Here is a 20,734-nt window from a genome sequence, read left to right on the forward strand (position 1 = left end):
TCAGACGGTGGCGGTGAGGGGAGGCAGCGCCTCTTCCTGCACCGCCTCCTCGACGACCTCCGGCAGGACCAGCTCGTCGACCATGCGCTGGCGGACGACCGCGATCGGGTACAGGACGGCTGCGACGCACACGGCGGTGGCGCCCACGAACACGGCCGGCAGCCCCCACTGCTCCGCGACGAACCCGCCGAGCAGGGCGCCGATCGGCATGAGGCCGTAGCCGAGGGTCCGGCTGGCGCCGCCGACGCGGCCGAGCATCCCGGGGGCGACCATGCGCTGGCGCATCGACTGCGAGATGACGTTGCCGTTGGTGTTGAGGAACCCGAGGAAGAACAGCGCGACCCCGATCGCGGGCACGGTGGGCGAGAGCACGGGGACGAGCATGAGCAGGCCGTCGAGGGTCCAGCAGCCGAGGAGCAGGCGGACCTCGGGGATGCGGCGCCCCAGCGGCTCGGCCGCGATCGACCCCAGCACCGCGCCGACCGCTAGCACGGAGATGAGCAGCGGGTAGTGCGCGGGCTCCAGGCCGACGCGCGAGCCGGGCCCGACCATCCAGAGCACGAAGACCGCGAAGTAGCCGGTGCTGGCCATGTTCATCACGCTGCCCGCCACGAGCAGCGGCCGCAGGACGGGGTGCCGGACCAGGAAGCCGACGCCCTCGCGGATCTCGGTGGTCGCGCGGCGCTTCTCCGCGCCGGCGTGCTTGTACGTCCCCGGGATGCGGGTGGCGATGAGCAGGAGCGCGAGGACCCCGAGCCCGGCCGGGACGCCGAACACCCAGCCGGCGCCCAGCGCGAGCATGCCGCCGGCGATCGGACCGCCGACGAACGTGGCCATGACCTGCTGCGCGGCGAGCGTGCGGCCGTTGGCGGCCTCGAGGCGCGAGCGGGGCACGATGTCCGGCACGAGCGCCGAGCCGGCGAGGTCGACGAACACGTCCGTGACTCCGTAGGCCAGCACGATCACCGCGAGGGCGGCGATCGTCATGTCCCCGGACGCAACCAGCCAGACGGCCACGGCGAGGAGCACGGCTCGCGCGGCCAGACCCACCACCTGGGTGTACTTGCGGTCCCGACGGTCCACGACCACCCCGGCGGCCAGGCCGAGCACCAGCCACGGCACCCAGGCGGCGGCGGTGAGCAGAGCGATCTGGCTGGGGGAGCGGGTGAGCGTCAGGGCGTACAGCGGGACGCCGGTCTGCACGATGCCGTCGCCCAGGTTGGCGAGGCCGGTGGCGGTCAGGTGCGCCGTGAAGCGCCGGCCGAGGGGCTCGCGCGCGGCGACGTCCTCGCTCATGGGTGACTCCCGGTACGATCGAAGAGGAAACTCTGCAAAGACAACTCTGCAAAGGTATCTCTGCGAATGAGCGAGAGCAAGCCCCTGTCGTTCCGGGCGCGCGCCATCGGGCCGGAGGAGCTCAAGGCGTTGGCGCACCCCTTGCGCATGGCGATGTACGACTACCTGTCCGAGCACGGGTCGGCGACCGCCAGCCAGCTGGGCCGGCACCTGGGCGAGAGCAGCGGGCAGACCAGCTACCACCTGCGCCAGCTGGAGAAGCATGGGTTCGTCGAGGACGACCCGGCGCACGCGCGTGGTCGCGACCGCTGGTGGCGCGCGGTCGGCTACAGCCTCGACGGGCGCGACATGCTGCGCGACCCGCGCACGGCCGACGCGGCGAACGCCCTGCTCGAGGGCGTCGTCGCCGAGCGAGCGCAGGTGCTGCAGCGGTGGCTCAGCTCGGGGGACACCCCGGAGTGGGAGGCGGTGTCGCTCAACGACCGCTCGACGGGGGACCTCACGCTCGAGGAGTGCGGCCAGCTCGTCCTCGCGATCCAGGAGCTCATCGACGGCGCGCTCAAGCACGCCAAGGAGCGCAAGGCGGTGGGCGACACCGAGGGCCGGCGGCGCGTGCGCATCTACTTCGACGCCCTCCCGCTGCCGCTCGACGACGCCTGAGCCGTCCCGGGGTCGGTAGGCTCCCGAGCCGTGAAGATCCTCGTCGTCGGCACCGGTGCCCGTGAGCACGCGCTGGTGCGCGCGCTGTCCCTCGATCCCGCGGTCACCGCGCTGCACGCCGCGCCGGGCAACCCCGGCATCGGCGCGCTCGCCACGCTGCACGACGTCGACCAGCTGGACGGGTCCGCGGTCGCCGCGCTCGCCACGTCGCTGGACGCCGACCTCGTGGTCGTCGGACCCGAGGCACCCCTGGTCGCGGGCGTCGCCGACGCGGTGCGCGCCGTCGGGATCCCCGTGTTCGGCCCGTCCGCCGCGGGCGCCCGGCTCGAGGGCTCGAAGGCGTTCGCCAAGGAGGTCATGGCCGCGGCCGGCGTCCCGACGGCCGAGCCGCGGGTCGCGACGACCCTGGCGGAGGCCGAGGCCGGCCTCGACGCGTTCGGCGCCCCCTACGTGGTCAAGGACGACGGGCTCGCGGCGGGCAAGGGGGTCGTCGTGACCGACGACCGCGCGCAGGCCCTCGCCCACGCGGCCGCCTGCCTGGCCAAGCCGGACGGGCGCATCGTCATCGAGGACTACCTCGACGGCCCGGAGATCTCGCTCTTCGTGCTGTCGGACGGCGTCGACGTGGTGCCCCTGGTGCCCGCGCAGGACTTCAAGCGCGCGCTCGACGGCGACGAGGGCCCCAACACGGGGGGCATGGGCGCGTACTCGCCGCTGCCGTGGGCGCCCGCCGACCTGGTCGACGAGGTGGTCGAGCGGGTCGCCCGCCCCACGATCCTCGAGATGTCCCGGCGCGGTACCCCGTTCTCCGGCGTCCTCTACGTCGGGCTCGCGCTCACGTCCACGGGCCTGCGCGTCGTCGAGTTCAACGCCCGCTTCGGCGACCCCGAGACCCAGGTGGTCCTCGCGCGGCTCGCGACGCCTCTGGCGGGCGTGCTGCTCGCCTCGGCCGTCGGGACGCTGGGCACGTTGCCGCCGCTGCAGTGGCGCGACGACGCGGCCGTCACCGTCGTCATCGCGTCCGGCGGCTACCCCCGTGCCGTCCGCTCGGGGGACCCGATCACCGGCATCGAGGACGCCGAGGCGCTGCCCGGCGTCCACGTCCTGCACGCGGGCACCGCCCTCCAGCTGAACGCGCCCGGCGACGACGACGACGCCATCGACGGCGCGCACCTCGTCTCCGCCGGCGGCCGCGTGCTGTCGGTCGTCGGCGCCGGCCCCGACCTCGCCGCCGCGCGGGCCGCGGCCTACGCGGGGGTCGAGCAGATCGAGCTGCCGGGGTCGCACCACCGCTCGGACATCGCGGCCGCGGTGGCCGACCTCTAACCGGTCAGGCCGCGCACCTCAGCGACCACGCGCCCCACCGGGCGGAACGCCGTGTCCACCACCGTCGCCTCGGGCCACGGATCAAGCACCAGCGCGGTGACGTCCGCCCAGGTCGGCTGCCGGTGCCCCGGGATGTCCGCCACGCGCTCCTCGACCCGGCGGCTGTGCTCGGCCGGGTCCGAGCAGACCACGAGGACCTCGACGATCCGCGCGTCAGCCTCGTCGGCGACCCACCGCCAGCCCTCCTGGCTGGCCCGCACGGGGTTGACGCAGTCGGCGACGACGGGCAGCCCGAGCCGCAGGTTGTCGAGCGCCACGCGCGCCCCGGCGGCGTAGCCCGCCTCCTGGGCGTCCGGCACGGCGAGCGACGACTGCACGATCGCCTGCTCGAGCGTGTCGATCCGGACGTGGACGGCGCGCAGCTCGCGGGCGAGGGCGCGGGCGAGGGTGGTCTTGCCGGAGCCCGGCAGGCCGCCGAGCACCACGAGCAGGGATTTCTCGGTCATGGGTGCCATCATCGCGGGATGGCCACCACCACGTTCGTGTACGGCGACGGCACCTGGGGCGGGGACGCGGCAGCGACCCCCACCCTCAGCATCGAGGTCCAGGACGGGGACATCGCCACGGTCGACTACCGCCCGGCGCCCGACGGCCTCGGCCGGTTCTACCTGGGCTTCCAGCCGCGGGACTTCTTCGACGACCCGACCGAGAGCGAGCCGGTCGACCTCGACGCCGAGGCCGAGGCGTTCGCGGAGTGGGCGCTGCTGGTCGGCGCGGTCGACGTGGAGGCGAAGCACGTGCGGCGGCTGCTGGCCGAGGCGCACGTGGACGAGCCGGAGGACACGTTCGTCGAGGAGACCGTGGAGCGGCTCGTGCGGCTGGTCGGCCTGCCCATCCCGGAGGGGCTCGAGGGCGGCGACGACCTCGTCTGATCCGGCACACTGAGGCCCGTGACTGCTGCGATCCCCGGCTGGACCCCCACCTACTCGGGCAAGGTCCGCGACCTCTACCTCCCGGACAGCCCGTCAGACCTGGGTGATGTCGTGCTCGTCGTCGCCAGCGACCGCGTCTCGGCCTACGACCACGTGCTCACCCCAGGGATCCCCGGCAAGGGCGTCGTGCTCACGCAGCTGAGCCTCTGGTGGTTCGAGCAGCTGGCGGACCTGGTGCCCCACCACGTGGTGTCGACGGACGTGCCGGCGGAGGTCGCCGGTCGCGCCATGATCTGCCGCCGCCTGGACATGTTCCCGGTCGAGTGCGTCGCGCGCGGCTACCTCACCGGGTCCGGCCTGGCGGAGTACCGCATCTCGGGGTCGGTGACCGGGATCGCGCTGCCCGACGGGCTCGTCGACGGCTCGCGGCTGCCGGAGCCGATCTTCACGCCGGCGACCAAGGCCGAGCTGGGGGAGCACGACGAGAACGTGCCGTTCGAGGCGGTCGTCGAGCGGGAGGGCTCGGATGTCGCCGAGGAGCTCCGCGCGCTCACGCTGGCGGTCTATGCCCGGGCCGAGGGCATCGCGCGGGAGCGCGGCGTGATCCTGGCCGACACCAAGCTCGAGTTCGGCACCGACCCGACCAGCGGCGCGATCACCCTGGGCGACGAGGTGCTGACCCCGGACTCGTCCCGCTTCTGGCCCGCGGACCTGTGGCAGCCGGGCCGCGCGCAGCCGAGCTTCGACAAGCAGTTCGTCCGCGACTGGCTGACCTCGGACGCGTCCGGGTGGGACCGGGCCTCCGACGCACCGCCGCCCGCGCTGCCGGCGGACGTCGTGGAGCGCACCCGTGACCGCTACCTCGAGGCCTACGAGCGCCTGACGGGCACCCGCCTCGCGCTGTGACCTTTCGCTCACGCCGGTCGGCAAGGGGACGCCCGAACCGAGGTTAGGCTTACCTCATTCGTCCTCGACCGAATGGGAGCACCCTCGTGCGCATCGCGCGCCTCTCGGCCCTCGTGGCCACCGCGACGGCCGTCGCCCTGACCATGACCGCGTGCGGCGGCTCGTCGGACGACGCCGGATCGACGCCGTCGGCGTCGGCGGGCTCGGGGTTCCCCGTGTCGATCGACTCGGCGCTCGGGACGGCGGAGATCCCCGCGAAGCCCGAGCGGGTGGTCACCCTCGGGTGGGGCGCGGCGGACATCGCGTTCTCCCTGGGCACCACCCCGGTCGGCATCGAGTCCGACACGTGGGGCGGCGACGCGCAGGGGTACGAGCCGTGGTTCCGCGAGGCCGTCGAGAAGGCCGGCGACGAGCTCCCCGCGACGATCGCGATGTACCCCGAGCTCGACGTGGACGCGGTCGTCGCGCTGAACCCCGACCTGGTGCTGGCCCCGCAGTCCGGCCTGGACCAGAAGACGTACGACCAGCTCTCGGCGTTCGTGCCCGTGGTCGCCTACCCCGGGGACGCCTGGCAGACGTCGCTCGAGGACCAGGTGCACATCGCCGCCGAGGCGCTGGGCGTGCCCGAGAAGGCGCAGCCGCTGCTCGACGAGCGCGAGGCGGCGATCGACAAGGCGGCGAGCGACCACCCCGAGCTGGCCGGCCTGACCTTCGCCTACGTCTACGGGGGCGACCAGCCCGGCGCCCTGTCGGTGTACCTGCCCGGCGACCCGCGCGTCGAGCTGCTCACGGGTCTCGGCATGACGCTCGCGCCCTCGGTGTCGGCGCTGACCGCGTCGCCCGGCACGTTCGTCGCGACCCTGGGCCTGGAGAACGCCGACCAGCTGGACGACGCGCAGCTGCTGTTCACCTGGTTCAACGACGCCGACGAGCAGGCGGCGACCGAGGCGCAGCCGCTGTGGGCGCAGATCCCCGCGTTCGCGTCCGGTGCCTACGTGCCGATGCTCGACCCGCAGCTGGGCATGGCGGTGTCCGTGGCCACGCCGCTGAGCGTGCCGTGGGCGCTCGACCAGTACCTGCCGTTGATCACCGCGGGCGCCGCGCACGTCGCTCCGTAACCTTCCTCTCGTGAGCACCGTCCTCGCCCGAGCCCCGCACGCCACGCGCGCGCGGGGCTCGCGCGCGCTCGGGCTCGGTGTCGGGCTGGTCGCCGCGGTGGTGCTCCTCGTGCTGGTGGTCGGCCTGAGCATCGCCGTCGGTGCGAAGGCGGTGCCGCTCGGTGACGTGTGGTCGGCGTGGCGGCACCCCGACGGGTCGTACACCTCGACCGTCGTGGCGTCGCGCATCCCGCGCACGGAGCTCGGGCTGCTGGTGGGTGCCGCGCTCGCGGTGGCGGGCGTCGTCATCCAGGGGCTCACGCGCAACCCGCTCGGCGACCCCGGGCTGCTCGGCGTCAACGCCGGCGCCTCCGCCTCGCTCGTCGTGACAGTCGTCGTGCTCGGTGGCGCCGCAGGTCGGTCCGTGTGGGCGGCGGTCCCCGGGGCGCTGTTCGCGGCGGTCGCCGTCTACCTGGTGGGGTCGGGGGGCCGACGAGCCACGCCCGTGCGGCTCGTGCTCGCGGGTGCGGCCGTCTCCGCGGTGCTGGTGGCGCTGGTCGAGGCCGTCACTCTGGCGAGCCCGAGAGCCTTCGACACGTACCGGTACTGGGTGGTGGGATCGCTGGCAGGGCGGCCACCGTCGACGGTCACCGCGGTGCTGCCGTTCGTCGTCGTCGGTCTCGTCCTCTGCCTGCTGCTCGCCCGGCCGCTCAACGCCCTCGCGCTCGGCGACGAGGCGGCGACCTCCCTCGGCCTGCGCGCCGGCCGGACCCGGCTGCTGGGCGCCGCCGGCGCGACTCTTCTCTGCGCCGCCGCCGTCGCGGCCGTCGGGCCGATCGCGTTCGTCGGCCTCGCCGTGCCGCTGGTGGTCCGGGGGTTCACCGGCTCGGACCACCGCTGGCTGCTGCCCTACTGCCTGGTGCTCGGACCGGTCCTGCTGCTGGCCGCCGACGTCCTCGGTCGGGTCGTCGCGCGGCCCGGAGAGCTGCCCGTCGGCGCGGTCACGGCGTTCGTCGGGGCGCCGTTCCTCATCGCGGCCGTGCGTCGGGGGAGGGTCGGCCTGTGACCGCGGTCCTGACCCTCGGCCCCGCGGTCGTGCTGCGCCGCCGACGCCCGGTCGTCGTCTGCGCGATCGCGCTCGCGGTCGTGCTCGTCACCATGCTCGTCACGCTGGCGGCCGGGGAGCTCGGCATCCCGCTCGCCGAGCTGCCGTCGGTGGTCTCCGGGAACGGGACCCGCGTGCAGGAGTGGGTGCTGTGGACCAACCGGCTGCCGCGCCTGCTGGTCGGCGCGGCCGCGGGCGCGGCGTTCGCGGTAGCCGGGGCGACGTTCCAGTCCGTGACCCGCAACCCCCTGGGCAGCCCCGACGTCATCGGTCTGGGCGCCGGTGCCGCGGCGGGGGCGGCGGCCGCGGGGCTGCTGTGGCCCGGCGTGGTGCCCGTCCCGGTCGGCGCGGTGATCGGCGCGGGCCTCGCCATCGGTGCCGTCTACCTCGGCTCGGGTGCGGGGTTCCGGGCGCCGCTGCGGATGGTCGTCGTCGGCATCGCGGTCGGGGCCATGTCGCTCGCGTTCGTGCAGCTCGCGCTCGCGCGGGCCACCCGCGAGGACGCCCAGGTGGTCGCCGCGTACCTGAACGGCAGCCTCGCCGCGCGGTCGTGGGCGGACGTCGTGCTCATCGCCGTCGCGCTGCTGGTCCTCCTGCCCGCGGCCCTGGCTCTTACCCGGCCGATGCAGCTGGTCGAGATGGGCGACGAGGTCGCCGTGGCCGTCGGGGTGCCCGTCGACCGGGTGCGCACGTGGGCCGTGGTGGTCGGCGTGCTGCTCACCGCGGCGGCCGTGACCGTGAGCGGACCGATCGCGTTCGTCGCGCTCACCGCGCCCCAGATCTCGCGCCGCCTGACCCGTTCGACGGGCCCCGGCATGGTCGCGGCCGCATGCTGCGGCGCCGCGGTGCTCGTCGTCGCCGACCTGGTCGCCCAGTACGCCGTGCCCGGGGTGGTCTATCCCGTCGGGGTCGTCACCGCCGCGCTCGGCGGCGTGTACCTCGCGGTCCTGCTGGTCCGCGAGTGGAGAAGGAGTGCCGCGTGAACGGTCCACCGCTCTCGGCCGAGGGCCTCACCCTCGCCTACGACCAGCTCGTGGTCGCGACGGATCTGTCGGTCCAGATCCCGCCGGCTTCGTTCACCGTGATCATCGGGCCCAACGGGTGCGGGAAGTCGACGCTGCTCCGCGCACTGGGTCGCACCCTCAAGCCCCGCGCCGGCGAGGTGCTGCTCGACGGCGTCCCCATCGCGTCGCTCAAGAGCAAGGACGTCGCCCGGCGCCTCGCGCTGCTGCCGCAGAGCCCCATCGCGCCCGAGGCGATCACCGTCGGCGACCTCGTCGCCCGCGGGCGCTACCCGCACCAGGGGCTGCTGCGGCAGTGGTCGGCCGCCGACGCGCGCGCGGTCGCGGACGCGCTCGACGCCACCGAGGTGGCCGACCTGCGCGACCGGTTCGTCTCCGAGCTCTCCGGCGGTCAGCGACAGCGCGTCTGGCTGGCCATGGCGCTCGCGCAGCAGACCGACCTGCTGCTGCTCGACGAGCCGACCACGTTCCTCGACATCGCCCACCAGTTCGAGGTCATGGACCTGTGCGCGCGCCTGCACGAGGAGGGGCGCACGCTCGTCGCCGTCCTGCACGACCTCAACCAGGCCGCCCGGTACGCCACGCACCTGATCGCCATGCGCGCCGGGGTGATCGTCGCCGAGGGTTCGCCGTCCTCCGTGGTGACCGAGCCCCTGGTCCGCGAGGTCTTCGGGCTCGCGTGCCGCGTGGTGCCCGACCCCGAGACCGGCACGCCGATGGTGGTACCCGCGCGCCGGGACGCGCACGTCCGGCACTAGAGCGCCATCTGCTCCAGCGCGGTCAGCGGCACCCAGCGCTCGCGGTCACCGAGGGCGCCCACCGGCGCGAGCACGTCGGCGCCGACCAGCGGGCCGAGGTCGAGGCCGGTGAGGTCCTCCACGTCGGCGACCGGCACCTGGAACGTGCGGTAGGGCCCGAGCGGCGGTACCTCGTCGGCAACCTGGATCCCCACCACCAGCGACGACTGGTCGAGCACGAACGCGGTCGCCCGCAGCTCACGCTCTGCCGACGCCCACGCGGCGACCTTCCAGAAGAGCCGCGGGATGCCGATGCCGCGATACACGGGATCGTCGTCGGCCAGCACCGGGCCCGTGAACACCGACAGCCGGCTCCGGTTCGTCCGCGCGTAGCCCAGCACGTGGTCCTCGAGGCCCACCCACAGTAGCTCGCCCTGGTTGAAGGCTGAGGCCTGCGGGGCGGCGTTCGGGTAGGCGAACGTCTCGAAGTTCGCCCGCCGCGCGACCACGAGGTCGCCCCAGACCGGGTCCCTGCGCCGGACCAGGTGTCCCCGGTCGAGGTCGTTGCGCGCGTAGAGCTCCGGTCCCGCCTGCTCGTCCGCCGGGACGCGTGGGTCGAGGTGCCAGTCGTCTCCCCGCTCGAGGTCCACCAGCTGCGTCCCGTCGATGTTGACCGCCGTCGCCGCGGCGAGCCGACGCTCCGGGTCGAGCAGCACGGTGAAGTGCGTCGACGGGAGCTCCCGCACGGTCTGGGCCGGCACCGGCAGCGGCACCGGCGGCCCGAGGAACGTGGGGTCGTATCCCGCCTCTACGGTGCTCACATGGGGACCGTACCGACTGCTCTGCTTCTCCGCTCTGCTCGCCTCGTGGATACCGACGGGCTAGTCGACGTCCTGCTGCGAGAGGGCCGGGTCGCTGCGGTCGGCCCGTCGCTCTCGGCCTCCGATGCGTCGTCTGTCGCGCTCGACGGCCGGTGGCTGATGCCCGGCCTCTGGGACGCGCACGTGCACCTCACGCAGTGGGCGCTGGCCCGGCGACGGCTCGACGTGTCGTCGGCCACCTCGGCCGCCCACGCGGTGGCGATCGTCGCGAGCGCGCCCCGGCCGGTCCCCGGCTCGGCGCTCGTCGGCTTCGGCTTCCGCGACGGGCTCTGGCCCGACACGCCCACGGCCGCGCTTCTCGACGAGGCCGTCGGCGACCTGCCCGTGGTCCTCGTCTCCGGCGACCTGCACTGCGCCTGGGCCTCGACCGCCGGCCTGCGCTTCCTCGGGGTCGCGTCGCACCCCACCGGGCTGCTGCGCGAGTCCGAGTGGCTGCCGCTCTCGGGGGCCGTCGACCACGTTGCCGACGACGTCGCCGACGCCCTCGTCGACGACGCGTCCGCCGCGGCCGCCGCGCGCGGGATCGTCGGCGTGGTCGACCTCGAGATCGCCGACAACGTCGCCGTGTGGCGTCGCCGTGCCGCTGCTCGGCCCGGTCGGCTCCGGGTGCGGGCCGGCGTCTGGGAGGAGTTCCTCGACCGGGTCGTCCACGACGACCTGCACACCGGGGACACGATCGCGGGCCTCGTCACCCAGGGTCCGCTCAAGGTCATCACGGACGGGTCGCTCAACACGCGCACCGCCTACTGCCACGACCCCTACCCCGGCCTCACCGGACCCAACGCCCGCGGGATCCTGTCCGTCCCCGCGTCGCGGCTGGCGCCGCTCATGGCTCACGCGCACCGGCACGGCCTGCGCTGCGCCATCCACGCGATCGGCGACGCCGCCAACGCCCTGGCGCTCGACGCCTTCGCCTCCTCCGGCGCCGCGGGGTCGATCGAGCACGCGCAGCTGGTGTCCTGGGAGGACGTCGACCGGTTCGGGGCGCTCGGGGTGGTGGCGAGCGTGCAGCCCGAGCACGCCATGGACGACCGCGACGTCGCCGACCACCACTGGGCCGGCCGCACGGACCGGGCGTTCGCCTTCGGCACCCTGCACCGCGCCGGCGTGCGGCTCGCGCTCGGGTCGGACGCACCGGTGGCGCCGCTCGACCCCTGGATCGCCACGGACGCCGCGGTCGCGCGCTCGCGTGACGGCCGAACGCCCTGGCACCCGGAGCAGTCGCTGGAGCGCCGGGTCGCGCTCGAGTCCTCCGTCGACGGTCGCGGACTCCTGCCGGTCGTCGGTGCGCCCGCGGACCTCGTCGTCCTCGACGCCGACCCGATGACCGCCCCGCTGCGCGACATGCCCGTCGCGGGGACGCTCGTGGCCGGCGCCTGGACCCACCGCGCGCTCTGACGCTCGTCGCGTGCCCGCGCGCACGTCCGTCAGGATGGGCCGCATGCGTGCCGTGGTGATCGACCAGTTCGGTGTCCCTCCGACCCTGCGCGAGGTCCCGTCGCCGGCCTGCCCCGCCGACGGCGTCGTCCTGCGGGTCACCGCCACCGGCGTCTGCCGCTCCGACTGGCACGGCTGGCAGGGACACGACGACGACATCACGCTCCCGCACGTGCCCGGCCACGAGCTCGCGGGCGTCGTCGTGGAGGTCGGACCGGGCGTCCGGTCGTGGGTCGTCGGCGACGAGGTCACCGTCCCGTTCGTGTGCGCCTGCGGCACCTGCCCGGCGTGCCTGGCCGGCGAGCACCAGGTGTGCGAGCGGCAGCGGCAGCCCGGGTTCACCGACGACGGCTCGTTCGCGGAGCTGGTCGCCCTGCACCACGCGGATGTGAACCTCGTGCGCCTGCCCGCCGGCATGTCACCCGTCACCGCGGCGGGTCTCGGCTGCCGGTTCGCCACCGCCTACCGGGCGGTCGCGGTCCACGGCCGCGTCTCCGCCGGTGACTGGGTCGCCGTGCACGGCTGCGGCGGCGTGGGGCTGTCGGCGATCATGGTCGCCGCCGCCGCGGGTGCCCGCGTCGTGGCGATCGACGTCTCGCCCGCCGCCCGCTCGGCGGCCCTCGAGATGGGCGCGACCGCGGTCCTGGACGGGTCCGGCGACGTCGGCGCCCAGGTGCACGCCGTGACCGACGGCGGAGCCGCCGTGTCCATCGACGCCCTCGGCAGTCGCGAGACGGCCGCCGCGTCCGTCCTGTCCCTGCGCCGACGCGGCCGGCACGTCCAGGTCGGCCTGCTTCTGGGCGACGACGCCGCCCCGGCCCTCCCGATGGGTCGCGTCATCGGCTGGGAGCTCGAGATCTACGGCAGCCACGGCATGGCGGCGCACGAGTACCCGGCGATGCTCGCCCGCATCGCCTCGGGCGAGCTCGACCCGTCCCGCCTGGTCGGCCGCACGATCCCGCTCGACGACGCCCCGGCAGCCCTCGCCGCTCTCAGCGCCGGCTCGAACGGCCCGGGGATGACGGTCATCGTCCCCTGACGGCCGCGTCGTTCGGGTCAGCCCCGAAGCGTCTCGCTCGTCCTCGACCCGCTAGAGCCGGGCTCAGCCGCGTACCCGGTCGGGCGGGCGGGCTCGTCGATGCTCGCCGGCTGGTCGCCGCTCGCGTCGTGGTCGACGGGCGCCGGCTCGTCGACGGTAACCGCGCCGTCGACGCGCTCCGCCGCGGCCGCGCGCCGCCGGGATGCTCCCCACTGCGTCAGCGCGACACCCGCGAGGACCACCGCCCCGCCGACGGGCTCGTACCAGTGCAGTCCCTCGTGCAGCACCAGCACGCCCAGCGTGGTCGAGACCAGCGGGATCACGTACGTGACGCTCGCCGTCACTGTGGCACCGGCAATCGCCAGCACGCGCCAGAACAGGACGTAGGCCAGGCCGGTCCCGCCGAGGCCGAGCGCCAGGATCGCCAGGGCCGGCGCGGGTGCGAGCGGTCCCGCGAGGGGCGTCGACACCGCGAACGGCAGGATCAGCACGGCGCCGACGGCCAGCTGGATCGCCGGCAGGGCGACGTTGGACAGTCCGGTGCTGGTCAGCCGCCGCCGGCTCCACGCGTTGCCGAGGCCGTAGCAGAACGTCGCCCCGAGCAGCATGAAGCCGCCCGCCAGGTCGATCGCCCCCGAGTCCCACACGCCAAGCAGCACCGCGATGCCGCCGAACCCGAGGACCAGCCCGCCGACCTGAAGCCGGTCCGGCCGCTCGGCCGGCAGCAGCAGCGCGACGAACAGCGCCGTGAACAGCGGCGTCGTCGCGTTGACCAGCCCGGCCAGCACGGAGCTGACCCGCTGCTCGGCCAACGCGAACAGCACGAACGGGATCGCCGTCATCACCGCGCCGACGATGACGAAGTCACCGATGTTCCGCCGCTTCACCCGGACACGCTCGCGACGCACCAGGAGGATCAGCGCCAGCATCACGAAGCCGACGACGATCCGGCCGAACGCCACCTGCGTGGGGGCGAACGTCTGCAACGCCGTCGCGATGAACAGGAAGCTGCATCCCCACAGCGCCGCGAGCAGCAGGTACGGGCCGATCCAGCCGCGGGTCGAGGGCGCGGGAGAACTCATGAGCGCATCCTCTCCCGCCCTACCGACATCACTGACCACGCCTCCATGCCCGTCACTCCTTAGTTACGTCGACGACCTTGCCGCGGCTTCGAGCTCGTCACCGATGGACCGTCGCTCAAGACAGCTGCCGCGGCAGATCGAGGCCCCAGCGAGCCGGTAGTCGTCGCAGGTGGCCGTCGCCCCGAGAAGGGCACTACCCGTGTAGACGCCCACGGGGCTCAGGATGTGAGCCGGTCCGCGAGATCCGGCTTGATCCCTCAACGACGTCCGCACCCGAGGCCTCCTCGTTGGCAAGCCGCGCACCGGCCGCTGCTCGCTGCTCGCCAACACTTCAAGCCATGCCAGGGGCAGCCGCGCCGCCGGCCGAGCATTCAGCCGAGCGAGCGTCGCTGGAGTGTCGTCCAAAAGAGCCGACCGCTGAGTTAGATGGCGGTAGGCGGTAGGCGGTAGGCGGTAGGCGGTAGGCGGTAGGCGGTAGGCGGTAGGCGGTAGGCGGTAGGCGGTAGGCGGTAGGCGGTAGGCGGTAGGCGGGCGGCGGGCGGCGGGCGGCGGGTGGCTGGTTGAGCTGTCTCTAGAAGGGTGGGTCGCCGAGGTCCGGGCGTGGTGGTGTGGCTGGCCGGTGTTCGTAGGCGGAGGGGTCGACGTGGATGGGGACGGGGTGGCGGGCGTAGGTGAGCCCGTGTCGGTCGGTCCAGGTGGACACGCCGGTGGTGCGGTTGTAGGTGACGTTCCACCAGCCGTCGGTCTTGGCTTGGTGGTGGTGCTTGCACAGCGCGTGCAGGTTCGCCTCGCACGTCTGCGGCTCGTGCCCGTCGGGTGGTCTGTCGTGGTTGTAGGGCACCCGGTGGTCGATCTCGCAGCGGGTGGCTGGTTGGCGGCATCCGGGGAAGGTGCAGGTCACGTCGCGGGCTTGGATGGTGCGGGTCAGGTCCGCCCCGGGTCGGTAGGTGTCCATGCCCACGGAGCACACCTGGCCCGTGGGGTCGGTCAGGACGCGTCTCCAGGTGCCGTCCTGGGCCAGCTCGCGGGCCAGCTGGGCGGGGATCGGCCCGTAGGACCCCAGGAACCCGGGGGCATCATCCAGCCCGAGCAGCGTGGTCGCCGCGACGGACAGCTGCACCGCGACCCGCTGCCCGTGCTTGGTGGGTAGCGGGGTGCCGTCCGGGGTGGACTGCCGGTCCAGGATGCCCAGGAACACGTCGCTGAACGCGTCCGCCCGACGCTGGTCGATGGTGCGGGTGTCGCCGTCGAGGGCGGCGTGCCCGGCCAGGGCGTCGATCGCGGTGTACGCGGCGGTGGCTTCGGCGGCGGGCAGGTAGGCGATCAGCCGTGCCATCGCGTCGGGGGCCAGGTCCAGGAACACCGAGCGGCGCTCACGTTCGGCGACCCGCCGCTGCTCGGCGAGGTCGGGGTTGAGCGCGATCAGGGTGGCGCGCACGTGTCGGGTCAGCTGCGGCACCGTCATCTCGCCCGCTTTGGCGACCGCGTCCTGGATCACCGCGTCCCGGTCGCTGCCGTCGATCCCGGTGCCGGCCTTGCTGATCTCGTCCAGGATGACGTCGATCTTGCGGGCCTCGATCCCCCCGACCCTCCAGGCGTCGCCCAGGGTGGGGTGCTGGTCGGTGCCCCAGGCGCGCAGGAACAGGTTCTGCCCCGCCTGCCGCGTGCACACCAACGCACACCCCAGCTCATCCGGGACGTGCCGCAACGCATCCGGGGTCCGCGCGCCGAGCTCGCGCACGAACGTGGCCTGCACCGACTGCAGCATGTTGATCGCCTGCTGCGAGGCGGCCACCGCGTTGACCAACGCCGCCCCGGACAGGTCCGCCACCGGCAACGAGGTCACCATCCCCACCAGAGAAGCCACATCGACGTTGGGCAGCGGGAACTCCTCGACCCAACCGAGATCAACCACCCGCACATCCGGGCCGGGCACCGGCGCTGTGTCCGGACGTGATCCATGACCGGAGTCCGCCCACACCAACGCCGGCGAGGACGCCGATGCAGGGGCGGAAGACCTGGAGGCGAAGGCAGCCGACGGAAAACGGGCAGCGACAGGAGTGGAGTCGGAGGGCGGAGCTGAGGTCTCATCGTGGCTGGCGACCGGGGCGAAAGCGGCACGAACAGGCACGTCGGCAAGCAGGTCGTCGACCGCGCGATCGTCCAGAACTGCCGTCACCGTCGCCACCTCCTTCACTCGTCCTGGAGAGCCCACCGACCGGCATTCCATCGAACAAGTGTACGACGAGCCACTGACACTGGCTGCTGACCAGCGGAAACGCGGCGATCGAGACGGGGAATGGCGAACGGCCTGACTCAACAACAAGTCGCTGTCGGTGGTCGGCGAGGGGGCGTATGGGCCACCGGTCCACCGCGAACTCTTGGCTGCATAGCTCACCCCGCGATATATATCGACCATGGCGTTCCGCATGAGCGAGCAGGCGTACCTCGTGCTGCTCTCGCTCGCCGAGGAACCACGCCACGGCTACGGGATCGTGCAGGCCGTCAAGGCGATGTCGGACGATCGGGTCACCCTCGGAGCGGGCACGCTCTACGGCATCCTCGACCGCCTGGTCGAGGCGGGCTACTCGGAAGCCTCGGGCGAGGTCGTCGTGGACGGGCGCTTGCGCCGCTACTACCGGCTGACGCCCGACGGGCTTGCGGCGCTCGCTGGAGAGACCGCACGACTGACCGATCTCACGAAGCTGGCCCGGCATGTCCTCGCGGGCCGCCCGCGGCCGGCGCTGGGGACGGCGTGATGCGGGACTTCGAGCGGTCGGCCCGGTTGGGGCTCCGCGACGTCGAACTCGTACAGAGCGTCACCCTGGAGGCCCGATGACGATCGACCCGCGACTCGAGCGCTCCGTGCGCTTCTGGCTACGCGCGTACCCCCGTCGGTGGCGGCTCCGCCGGGCCGACGAGGTGGTCGCGCTGCTGGCGGACCTCGCGGCGCCGGGCGCGACCCATGTCGACGCGCCGACGGCCGCGGGGCTGGTGCGCTCGGGGTGGGCGACCCGCGCGCGGACCCGACCGCCGCTGCGCCACGCGCTCGCGTACCGGTTGTTCGACGCACGCCTGCCCTCCCGGTATCGCGGCTGGGTCCGAGACGACCTCGAGGGAGCGTCCGCCCCGCTACGGATGCTGACGACGGTCGCGGTCGTGGTCCTCGTCGTGTCCGTGCTGATGCCCCTCGCGACCGGCGGCCACCCACGGCAGCCGTCTGTGGGCACCGTGGCAGTCGTCCTGGGGATGTCCGTCGGCCTCCTGGCTCGCGGTCCGTGGCAGCTGCGCAAGCAGGCTCGCAAGCACCTCGTCCCGGAGCCGGGCGAGGAGCTCAGTGCCGACTCGCTCGTGTTCGGGATGGTGATGCGCGACCGGCTGACGGCCCGCGGCTCCATGGGAACGGCGGCCGTCGCCGTAGCAGCGGTGGGCCTGGCCGCCGTGGCGGCCTGCCTCCTGGCCCCCACCCGCCTCGCGGCCGAGCCGTGCGGGCAGGGCTGCGTTGAGACCGTCACCCGCTCGCGCGACGGTGTCTCGCCCGCTCTGCTGGCCGTGCTCGGCGCTGCGCTCGTGGTGGGCGTTCTCGCCGCCGTGCTCGCGCGTCGCCGCCTCCGCCGGCTGGTCCCCCTCCGTCCCGCGCAGCACGCACGGCGCCTCGTCGCGCCGACGTCGCGGCACGTCATGCTGGTCGCCACGATCTGCACCGGGTTCTTCGGGATCGCCTGGAGCGAGGGCGTCGGCCGCACCGACCTCTTCCTCTGCGTCGGGTTCGCGATCGTGGCGCTGCTGACCCTGCCCGCGCTGCTGGTGGCCTGGCGCGCGTCGCGTTCCGGCCCCGATGACCTTGCTCTCGTCGACGTCCTCACGATTGCACGGACGGCCAAGCTCCCGCGGGTCGACACCTACGTCGAGGGCCTCGTCCCAGCGCTCCTGGCCACCGACTGAGCACGTGCACGAGGCCGCCGAACGTCTCGCTAGAATCGCCGCGACCCCCCACCGCCGCGCGAACACCTGGAGCCCTTTCGTGGGACGAGTCGTCGTCGATGTCATGCCGAAGCCCGAGATCCTCGACCCGCAGGGCAAGGCCGTCGCCGGCGCGCTGCCGCGGCTGGGGTTCGGGCAGTTCGCGTCCGTCCGTCAGGGCAAGCGGTTCGAGCTCGAGGTCGACGGGCCGGTGACCGACGAGATCCTCGCGGCGGCTCGCGCGGCGGGTGAGCAGGTGCTGTCCAACCCGGTGATCGAGGACGTCGTCGCGGTGTACGAGGACGCTCAGGCATGACCCGGGTCGGCGTCGTCACCTTCCCCGGGACGCTGGACGACCGGGACGCCGCGCGCGCGGTCCGCCTCGCGGGCGCGGAGCCGGTCTCCCTGTGGCACGGCGACGCCGACCTGCACGGGGTCGACGCCGTGGTCCTGCCGGGCGGCTTCTCCTACGGCGACTACCTGCGCGCGGGCGCCATCAGCCGGTTCGCGCCGGTGATGGGCGAGATCGTCGAGGCCGCGAACAAGGGCCTGCCGGTGCTCGGCATCTGCAACGGCTTCCAGGTCCTCACCGAGGCGCACCTGCTGCCCGGCTCGATGATCAAGAACGACCACTTGCACTTCGTGTGCCGCGAGCAGGTCCTCTCGGTCGACAACGTCGACACCGCCTGGACCCGCGACTACGCGGCCGGCGAGCACATCACCATCCCCCTGAAGAACCAGGACGGCCAGTACGTCGCCGACGAGCACACGCTCGACGAGCTCGAGGGCGAGGGCCGCGTGGTCTTTCGTTACCAGGGCTGGAACCCGAACGGCTCGCGCCGCGGCATCGCCGGCATCTCGAACGCCGCGGGCAACGTGGTCGGCCTGATGCCGCACCCCGAGCACGCGGTCGAGGAGGGCTTCGGTCCCGACGGTGCGAACGGGCCCCGGACGGGCACCGACGGGCTGCGCTTCTTCACGTCGGTCCTCAAGGCCCTCGTCGGCTGAGAGCGTGGAGACGACCCTCGTCGACTGGGACGACCCTGACGCCGCGCGCCTGCGCACCGCCCAGCAGGACGAGCTGCGAGAGCTCTACGGCGAGGACGACATCGGTCACACGATGACGGGGGAGAGCATCCTCGCGATGGTCCTGCTGCGCGTCGACGGCGAGCCGGTGGCGTGCGGCGCGATCCGCGACGCCTCCGACGAAGGCCTGGGCGAGGGCGTCGGCGAGCTCAAGCGCATGTTCGTCGTGCCGGCGCACCGGGGTCGCGGGTACTCGCGCGCGGTGCTGACCGAGCTGGAGAAGGTCGCCCGAGACCGCGGCCTGCGCAGGCTCGTCCTGGAGACCGGCGTGCTGCAGTCGCAGGCCATGGGCCTGTACCTGTCCGCGGGCTACCACTCGATGGAGAACTTCGGCGAGTACGCGACCGAGACGTCGTCGCGCTGCTTCACCAAGGACCTGGACACCCAGCCGCGCGAGCGCCGCACCACGCAGCGACCGCCGATCGAGCTGGCCCGCGTCCCCTGGGAGGACCCGGACGCCGCCGCGCTCCGGTACGCGTTCCACCTCGACGGGTCCACGCGCTACCCCGAGTTCGCCGACGTGGGCCCCTACGAGGAGTTCGACGCCCGCAACGGGATCGGCATCCTCTCGACGGTGCTCGCGCGCATCGACGGCCGACCCGTGGGGTGCGCGTCCTTGCGGGCCACGGGCGACGGCTTCCCGGAAGGTTCCGGCGAGCTCAAGAAGGTGTGGGTCGCCGACGAGGCGCGCGGCACCGGTGTCGCCCGCGCCCTGCTCGCCGCGATCGAGGACGACGCCCGCGCGCACGGCCTGACCAGCGTGGTCCTGCAGACGGGCATCCGGCAGCCGGAGGCCGTCACGCTCTACCGCACGGCCGGCTACCGGCCCGTGCCGCCGTTCGCGCCGTACGCGGACGACTTCCTGTCGCTGTGCTTCGCGAAGGACCTCTGAGTCTCACATCGCGGGATCTTCGGTCCCAGGCCTGGTCAAGGGGTCGACCCCTTCCTACCTTGTGCGCGCCATCCCGAGCGACCGAGAGACCTGGCTCGTCGACGTCGCAGCAACCCCCCGGCCACCCGGGTGAGGGTGCTCCTGCCAGGACCGATGCGCCCGACGACCGGAAGACACGATGACCCTCCCTGACACGTTCCCTGTCGCCGTCGAGCTGACCGCCGCCGGCCTCCACCCCGCCGCCTGGCGCCTGCAGCCGACCGACCCCTTCGCCGCCCAGCACTGGGTCCGGCTCGCGCGCGCCGCGGAGGGCGCGGGCGCCACCCTGGTGATCGTCGACGACTCGGCCGCGCCGCCCGTCGAGCGGCCCGGCGCCCTCGTCGGCAGCCTGGACGCCGTGGGCGTCGCCGCCCTGCTCGGACCGCTGACCGAGCGGATCGGGCTCGCGCCCGTCGTGCCGGTGACCTATCGCGAGCCGTTCCACGTGGGCAAGGAGATCCAGACGCTCGACCACGTGAGCCTGGGCCGCGGCGCGGTGCAGGTCGACGTGGCCGCGCCTGCGGGCGCCCCGCACGCCGGCGCCGAGGCGCTCAGGTACGACGAGCGCGTCCCGCGGACCCTGCCCGACCTCTGGCACGAGGCGGACGACGTGCTCGAGGTGCTGGGCCGGCTCTGGGACAGCTGGGAGGACGACGCGATCGTCCTGGACGCCGAGCGCGACCGGTACCTCGACCGCGACCGCGTGCACGCGATCGAGTTCACCGGCGAGTTCTTCTCGGTGCAGGGCGCCTCGATAACGCCGCGGTCGCCGCAGGGCCGCCCGGTCGTCCTCGTGCGCGGCGACGAGCCGCACGCCCGCGAGGTCGCCGCCCGCCGCGCGGACGTCGTGCGGGTTGCCGACGAGGCGAGCGTGGCACTCGTGCGGGCCGCGGCGGACGAGGCGGGGCGCGAGGTGATCGTGCTGCTCGACGTGGACGTCCTGCTCGGAACATCCGACGACGACGCCCGCGCGCGCCTGGCGGCCCTCGACGCGCTCGACCCGTGGCCGACCGACGCGGTCGTCGCGGGGACGGACACCGCGGCCGCCACGCTGCGCGACCTGGTGACTCGGTCGGGTGCCGACGGGCTCACGATCCGCCCGCTCGCCGTCGCGGGCGACCTCGCGCTGCTGGGCGAGGTCATCGCGCCCCACGGGCAGGGCGCCACCCTGCGCGACGCCCTCGGCCTGCCCCGCCCCGTCAGCCGCTACGCGGCCGCCCGCTAAGGACCCCTG

21 protein-coding genes are annotated in these 20,734 nt (G+C 73.8%); 16 read left to right on the plus strand and 5 right to left on the minus strand.

Annotation, left to right across the window (positions count from 1 at the left end; translation table 11 throughout):
• Nucleotides 1-1,296: an MFS transporter gene (locus tag AC1DQC_RS00130; protein ID WP_477049199.1), complete on the minus strand. Its 1,296-nt coding sequence runs from the start codon at nucleotides 1,294-1,296 to the stop codon at nucleotides 1-3.
• Nucleotides 1,297-1,362: 66 nt separating this feature from the next.
• Between AC1DQC_RS00130 and AC1DQC_RS00135 the strand changes: the two genes are divergently transcribed.
• The gene (locus AC1DQC_RS00135) at nucleotides 1,363-1,956 is read left to right on the plus strand and encodes a helix-turn-helix domain-containing protein (RefSeq protein ID WP_477049200.1); all 594 of its coding nucleotides are present in this window, start codon (nucleotides 1,363-1,365) and stop codon (nucleotides 1,954-1,956) included.
• 30 nt (nucleotides 1,957-1,986) lie between these two features.
• Nucleotides 1,987-3,282, plus strand: coding sequence for a phosphoribosylamine--glycine ligase (gene purD, locus AC1DQC_RS00140; protein ID WP_477049201.1), 1,296 nt, complete (start codon nucleotides 1,987-1,989; stop codon nucleotides 3,280-3,282).
• Here purD and AC1DQC_RS00145 read toward each other — a convergent pair.
• A complete protein-coding gene (locus AC1DQC_RS00145; protein WP_477049202.1) occupies nucleotides 3,279-3,788 on the minus strand; it encodes a P-loop nucleotide/nucleoside kinase family protein in 510 nt (169 codons plus the stop codon). The genes purD and AC1DQC_RS00145 overlap by 4 nt on opposite strands.
• Nucleotides 3,789-3,806: 18 nt before the next feature.
• Between AC1DQC_RS00145 and AC1DQC_RS00150 the strand changes: the two genes are divergently transcribed.
• From AC1DQC_RS00150 to AC1DQC_RS00175, 6 genes are all read left to right on the plus strand, one after another.
• Nucleotides 3,807-4,214 carry a hypothetical protein gene (locus tag AC1DQC_RS00150; RefSeq protein WP_477049203.1) on the plus strand — a complete coding sequence of 136 codons (408 nt, stop codon included), beginning with the start codon at nucleotides 3,807-3,809 and terminating at the stop codon, nucleotides 4,212-4,214.
• Between the two features lie 18 nt (nucleotides 4,215-4,232).
• A complete protein-coding gene (locus AC1DQC_RS00155) occupies nucleotides 4,233-5,120 on the plus strand; it encodes a phosphoribosylaminoimidazolesuccinocarboxamide synthase (protein ID WP_477049204.1) in 888 nt (295 codons plus the stop codon).
• An 86-nt stretch (nucleotides 5,121-5,206) separates the two neighbouring features.
• Complete coding sequence (locus AC1DQC_RS00160; RefSeq protein ID WP_477049205.1) at nucleotides 5,207-6,238, plus strand: iron-siderophore ABC transporter substrate-binding protein; 1,032 nt, start codon at nucleotides 5,207-5,209, stop codon at nucleotides 6,236-6,238.
• A gap of 10 nt (nucleotides 6,239-6,248) precedes the next feature.
• On the plus strand, nucleotides 6,249-7,283 hold the full coding sequence (locus AC1DQC_RS00165; protein ID WP_477049206.1) for a FecCD family ABC transporter permease: 1,035 nt from the start codon (nucleotides 6,249-6,251) through the stop codon (nucleotides 7,281-7,283).
• Nucleotides 7,280-8,305, plus strand: coding sequence for a FecCD family ABC transporter permease (locus AC1DQC_RS00170; protein WP_477049207.1), 1,026 nt, complete (start codon nucleotides 7,280-7,282; stop codon nucleotides 8,303-8,305). The genes AC1DQC_RS00165 and AC1DQC_RS00170 overlap by 4 nt, the downstream gene beginning before the upstream one ends.
• Nucleotides 8,302-9,102 (plus strand): ABC transporter ATP-binding protein, encoded by an 801-nt coding sequence (locus AC1DQC_RS00175; RefSeq protein WP_477049208.1) that lies wholly within the window; start codon nucleotides 8,302-8,304, stop codon nucleotides 9,100-9,102. Before AC1DQC_RS00170 ends, AC1DQC_RS00175 begins: the two co-directional genes overlap by 4 nt.
• Here the strand turns inward: AC1DQC_RS00175 and AC1DQC_RS00180 are convergent.
• Nucleotides 9,099-9,902, minus strand: a complete 804-nt coding sequence (locus AC1DQC_RS00180; protein WP_477049209.1) for a DNA/RNA non-specific endonuclease — start codon at nucleotides 9,900-9,902, stop codon at nucleotides 9,099-9,101. The genes AC1DQC_RS00175 and AC1DQC_RS00180 overlap by 4 nt on opposite strands.
• On the opposite strand from AC1DQC_RS00180, the gene AC1DQC_RS00185 reads away from it, so the two are divergent.
• Nucleotides 9,903-11,360: an amidohydrolase gene (locus tag AC1DQC_RS00185; protein WP_477049210.1), complete on the plus strand. Its 1,458-nt coding sequence runs from the start codon at nucleotides 9,903-9,905 to the stop codon at nucleotides 11,358-11,360.
• A 43-nt stretch (nucleotides 11,361-11,403) separates the two neighbouring features.
• Nucleotides 11,404-12,438 carry an alcohol dehydrogenase catalytic domain-containing protein gene (locus tag AC1DQC_RS00190; protein ID WP_477049211.1) on the plus strand — a complete coding sequence of 345 codons (1,035 nt, stop codon included), beginning with the start codon at nucleotides 11,404-11,406 and terminating at the stop codon, nucleotides 12,436-12,438.
• 17 nt (nucleotides 12,439-12,455) lie between these two features.
• Here AC1DQC_RS00190 and AC1DQC_RS00195 read toward each other — a convergent pair whose 3' ends face one another.
• A complete protein-coding gene (locus AC1DQC_RS00195) occupies nucleotides 12,456-13,520 on the minus strand; it encodes a DMT family transporter (protein ID WP_477049212.1) in 1,065 nt (354 codons plus the stop codon).
• Nucleotides 13,521-14,091: 571 nt separating this feature from the next.
• Complete coding sequence (locus AC1DQC_RS00200; protein ID WP_477049213.1) at nucleotides 14,092-15,435, minus strand: HNH endonuclease signature motif containing protein; 1,344 nt, start codon at nucleotides 15,433-15,435, stop codon at nucleotides 14,092-14,094.
• Between the two features lie 502 nt (nucleotides 15,436-15,937).
• Here AC1DQC_RS00200 and AC1DQC_RS00205 point away from each other — a divergent pair.
• From AC1DQC_RS00205 to AC1DQC_RS00230, 6 genes are all read left to right on the plus strand, one after another.
• Nucleotides 15,938-16,279, plus strand: coding sequence for a PadR family transcriptional regulator (locus AC1DQC_RS00205; RefSeq protein ID WP_477049214.1), 342 nt, complete (start codon nucleotides 15,938-15,940; stop codon nucleotides 16,277-16,279).
• A gap of 76 nt (nucleotides 16,280-16,355) precedes the next feature.
• On the plus strand, nucleotides 16,356-17,465 hold the full coding sequence (locus AC1DQC_RS00210) for a hypothetical protein (RefSeq protein WP_477049215.1): 1,110 nt from the start codon (nucleotides 16,356-16,358) through the stop codon (nucleotides 17,463-17,465).
• Between the two features lie 79 nt (nucleotides 17,466-17,544).
• Entirely contained in the window at nucleotides 17,545-17,799 is a 255-nt protein-coding gene (gene purS / locus AC1DQC_RS00215) for a phosphoribosylformylglycinamidine synthase subunit PurS (protein WP_477049216.1), read from the plus strand.
• The gene (gene purQ / locus AC1DQC_RS00220; protein ID WP_477049217.1) at nucleotides 17,796-18,491 is read left to right on the plus strand and encodes a phosphoribosylformylglycinamidine synthase subunit PurQ; all 696 of its coding nucleotides are present in this window, start codon (nucleotides 17,796-17,798) and stop codon (nucleotides 18,489-18,491) included. Before purS ends, purQ begins: the two co-directional genes overlap by 4 nt.
• 4 nt (nucleotides 18,492-18,495) lie before the next feature.
• Complete coding sequence (locus tag AC1DQC_RS00225; protein WP_477049218.1) at nucleotides 18,496-19,461, plus strand: GNAT family N-acetyltransferase; 966 nt, start codon at nucleotides 18,496-18,498, stop codon at nucleotides 19,459-19,461.
• Between the two features lie 178 nt (nucleotides 19,462-19,639).
• Nucleotides 19,640-20,725, plus strand: a complete 1,086-nt coding sequence (locus AC1DQC_RS00230) for an LLM class flavin-dependent oxidoreductase (protein ID WP_477049219.1) — start codon at nucleotides 19,640-19,642, stop codon at nucleotides 20,723-20,725.
• Nucleotides 20,726-20,734: the final 9 nt, after the last annotated feature.

It is taken from the genome of Cellulomonas sp. P4_H12 (assembly GCF_056400905.1).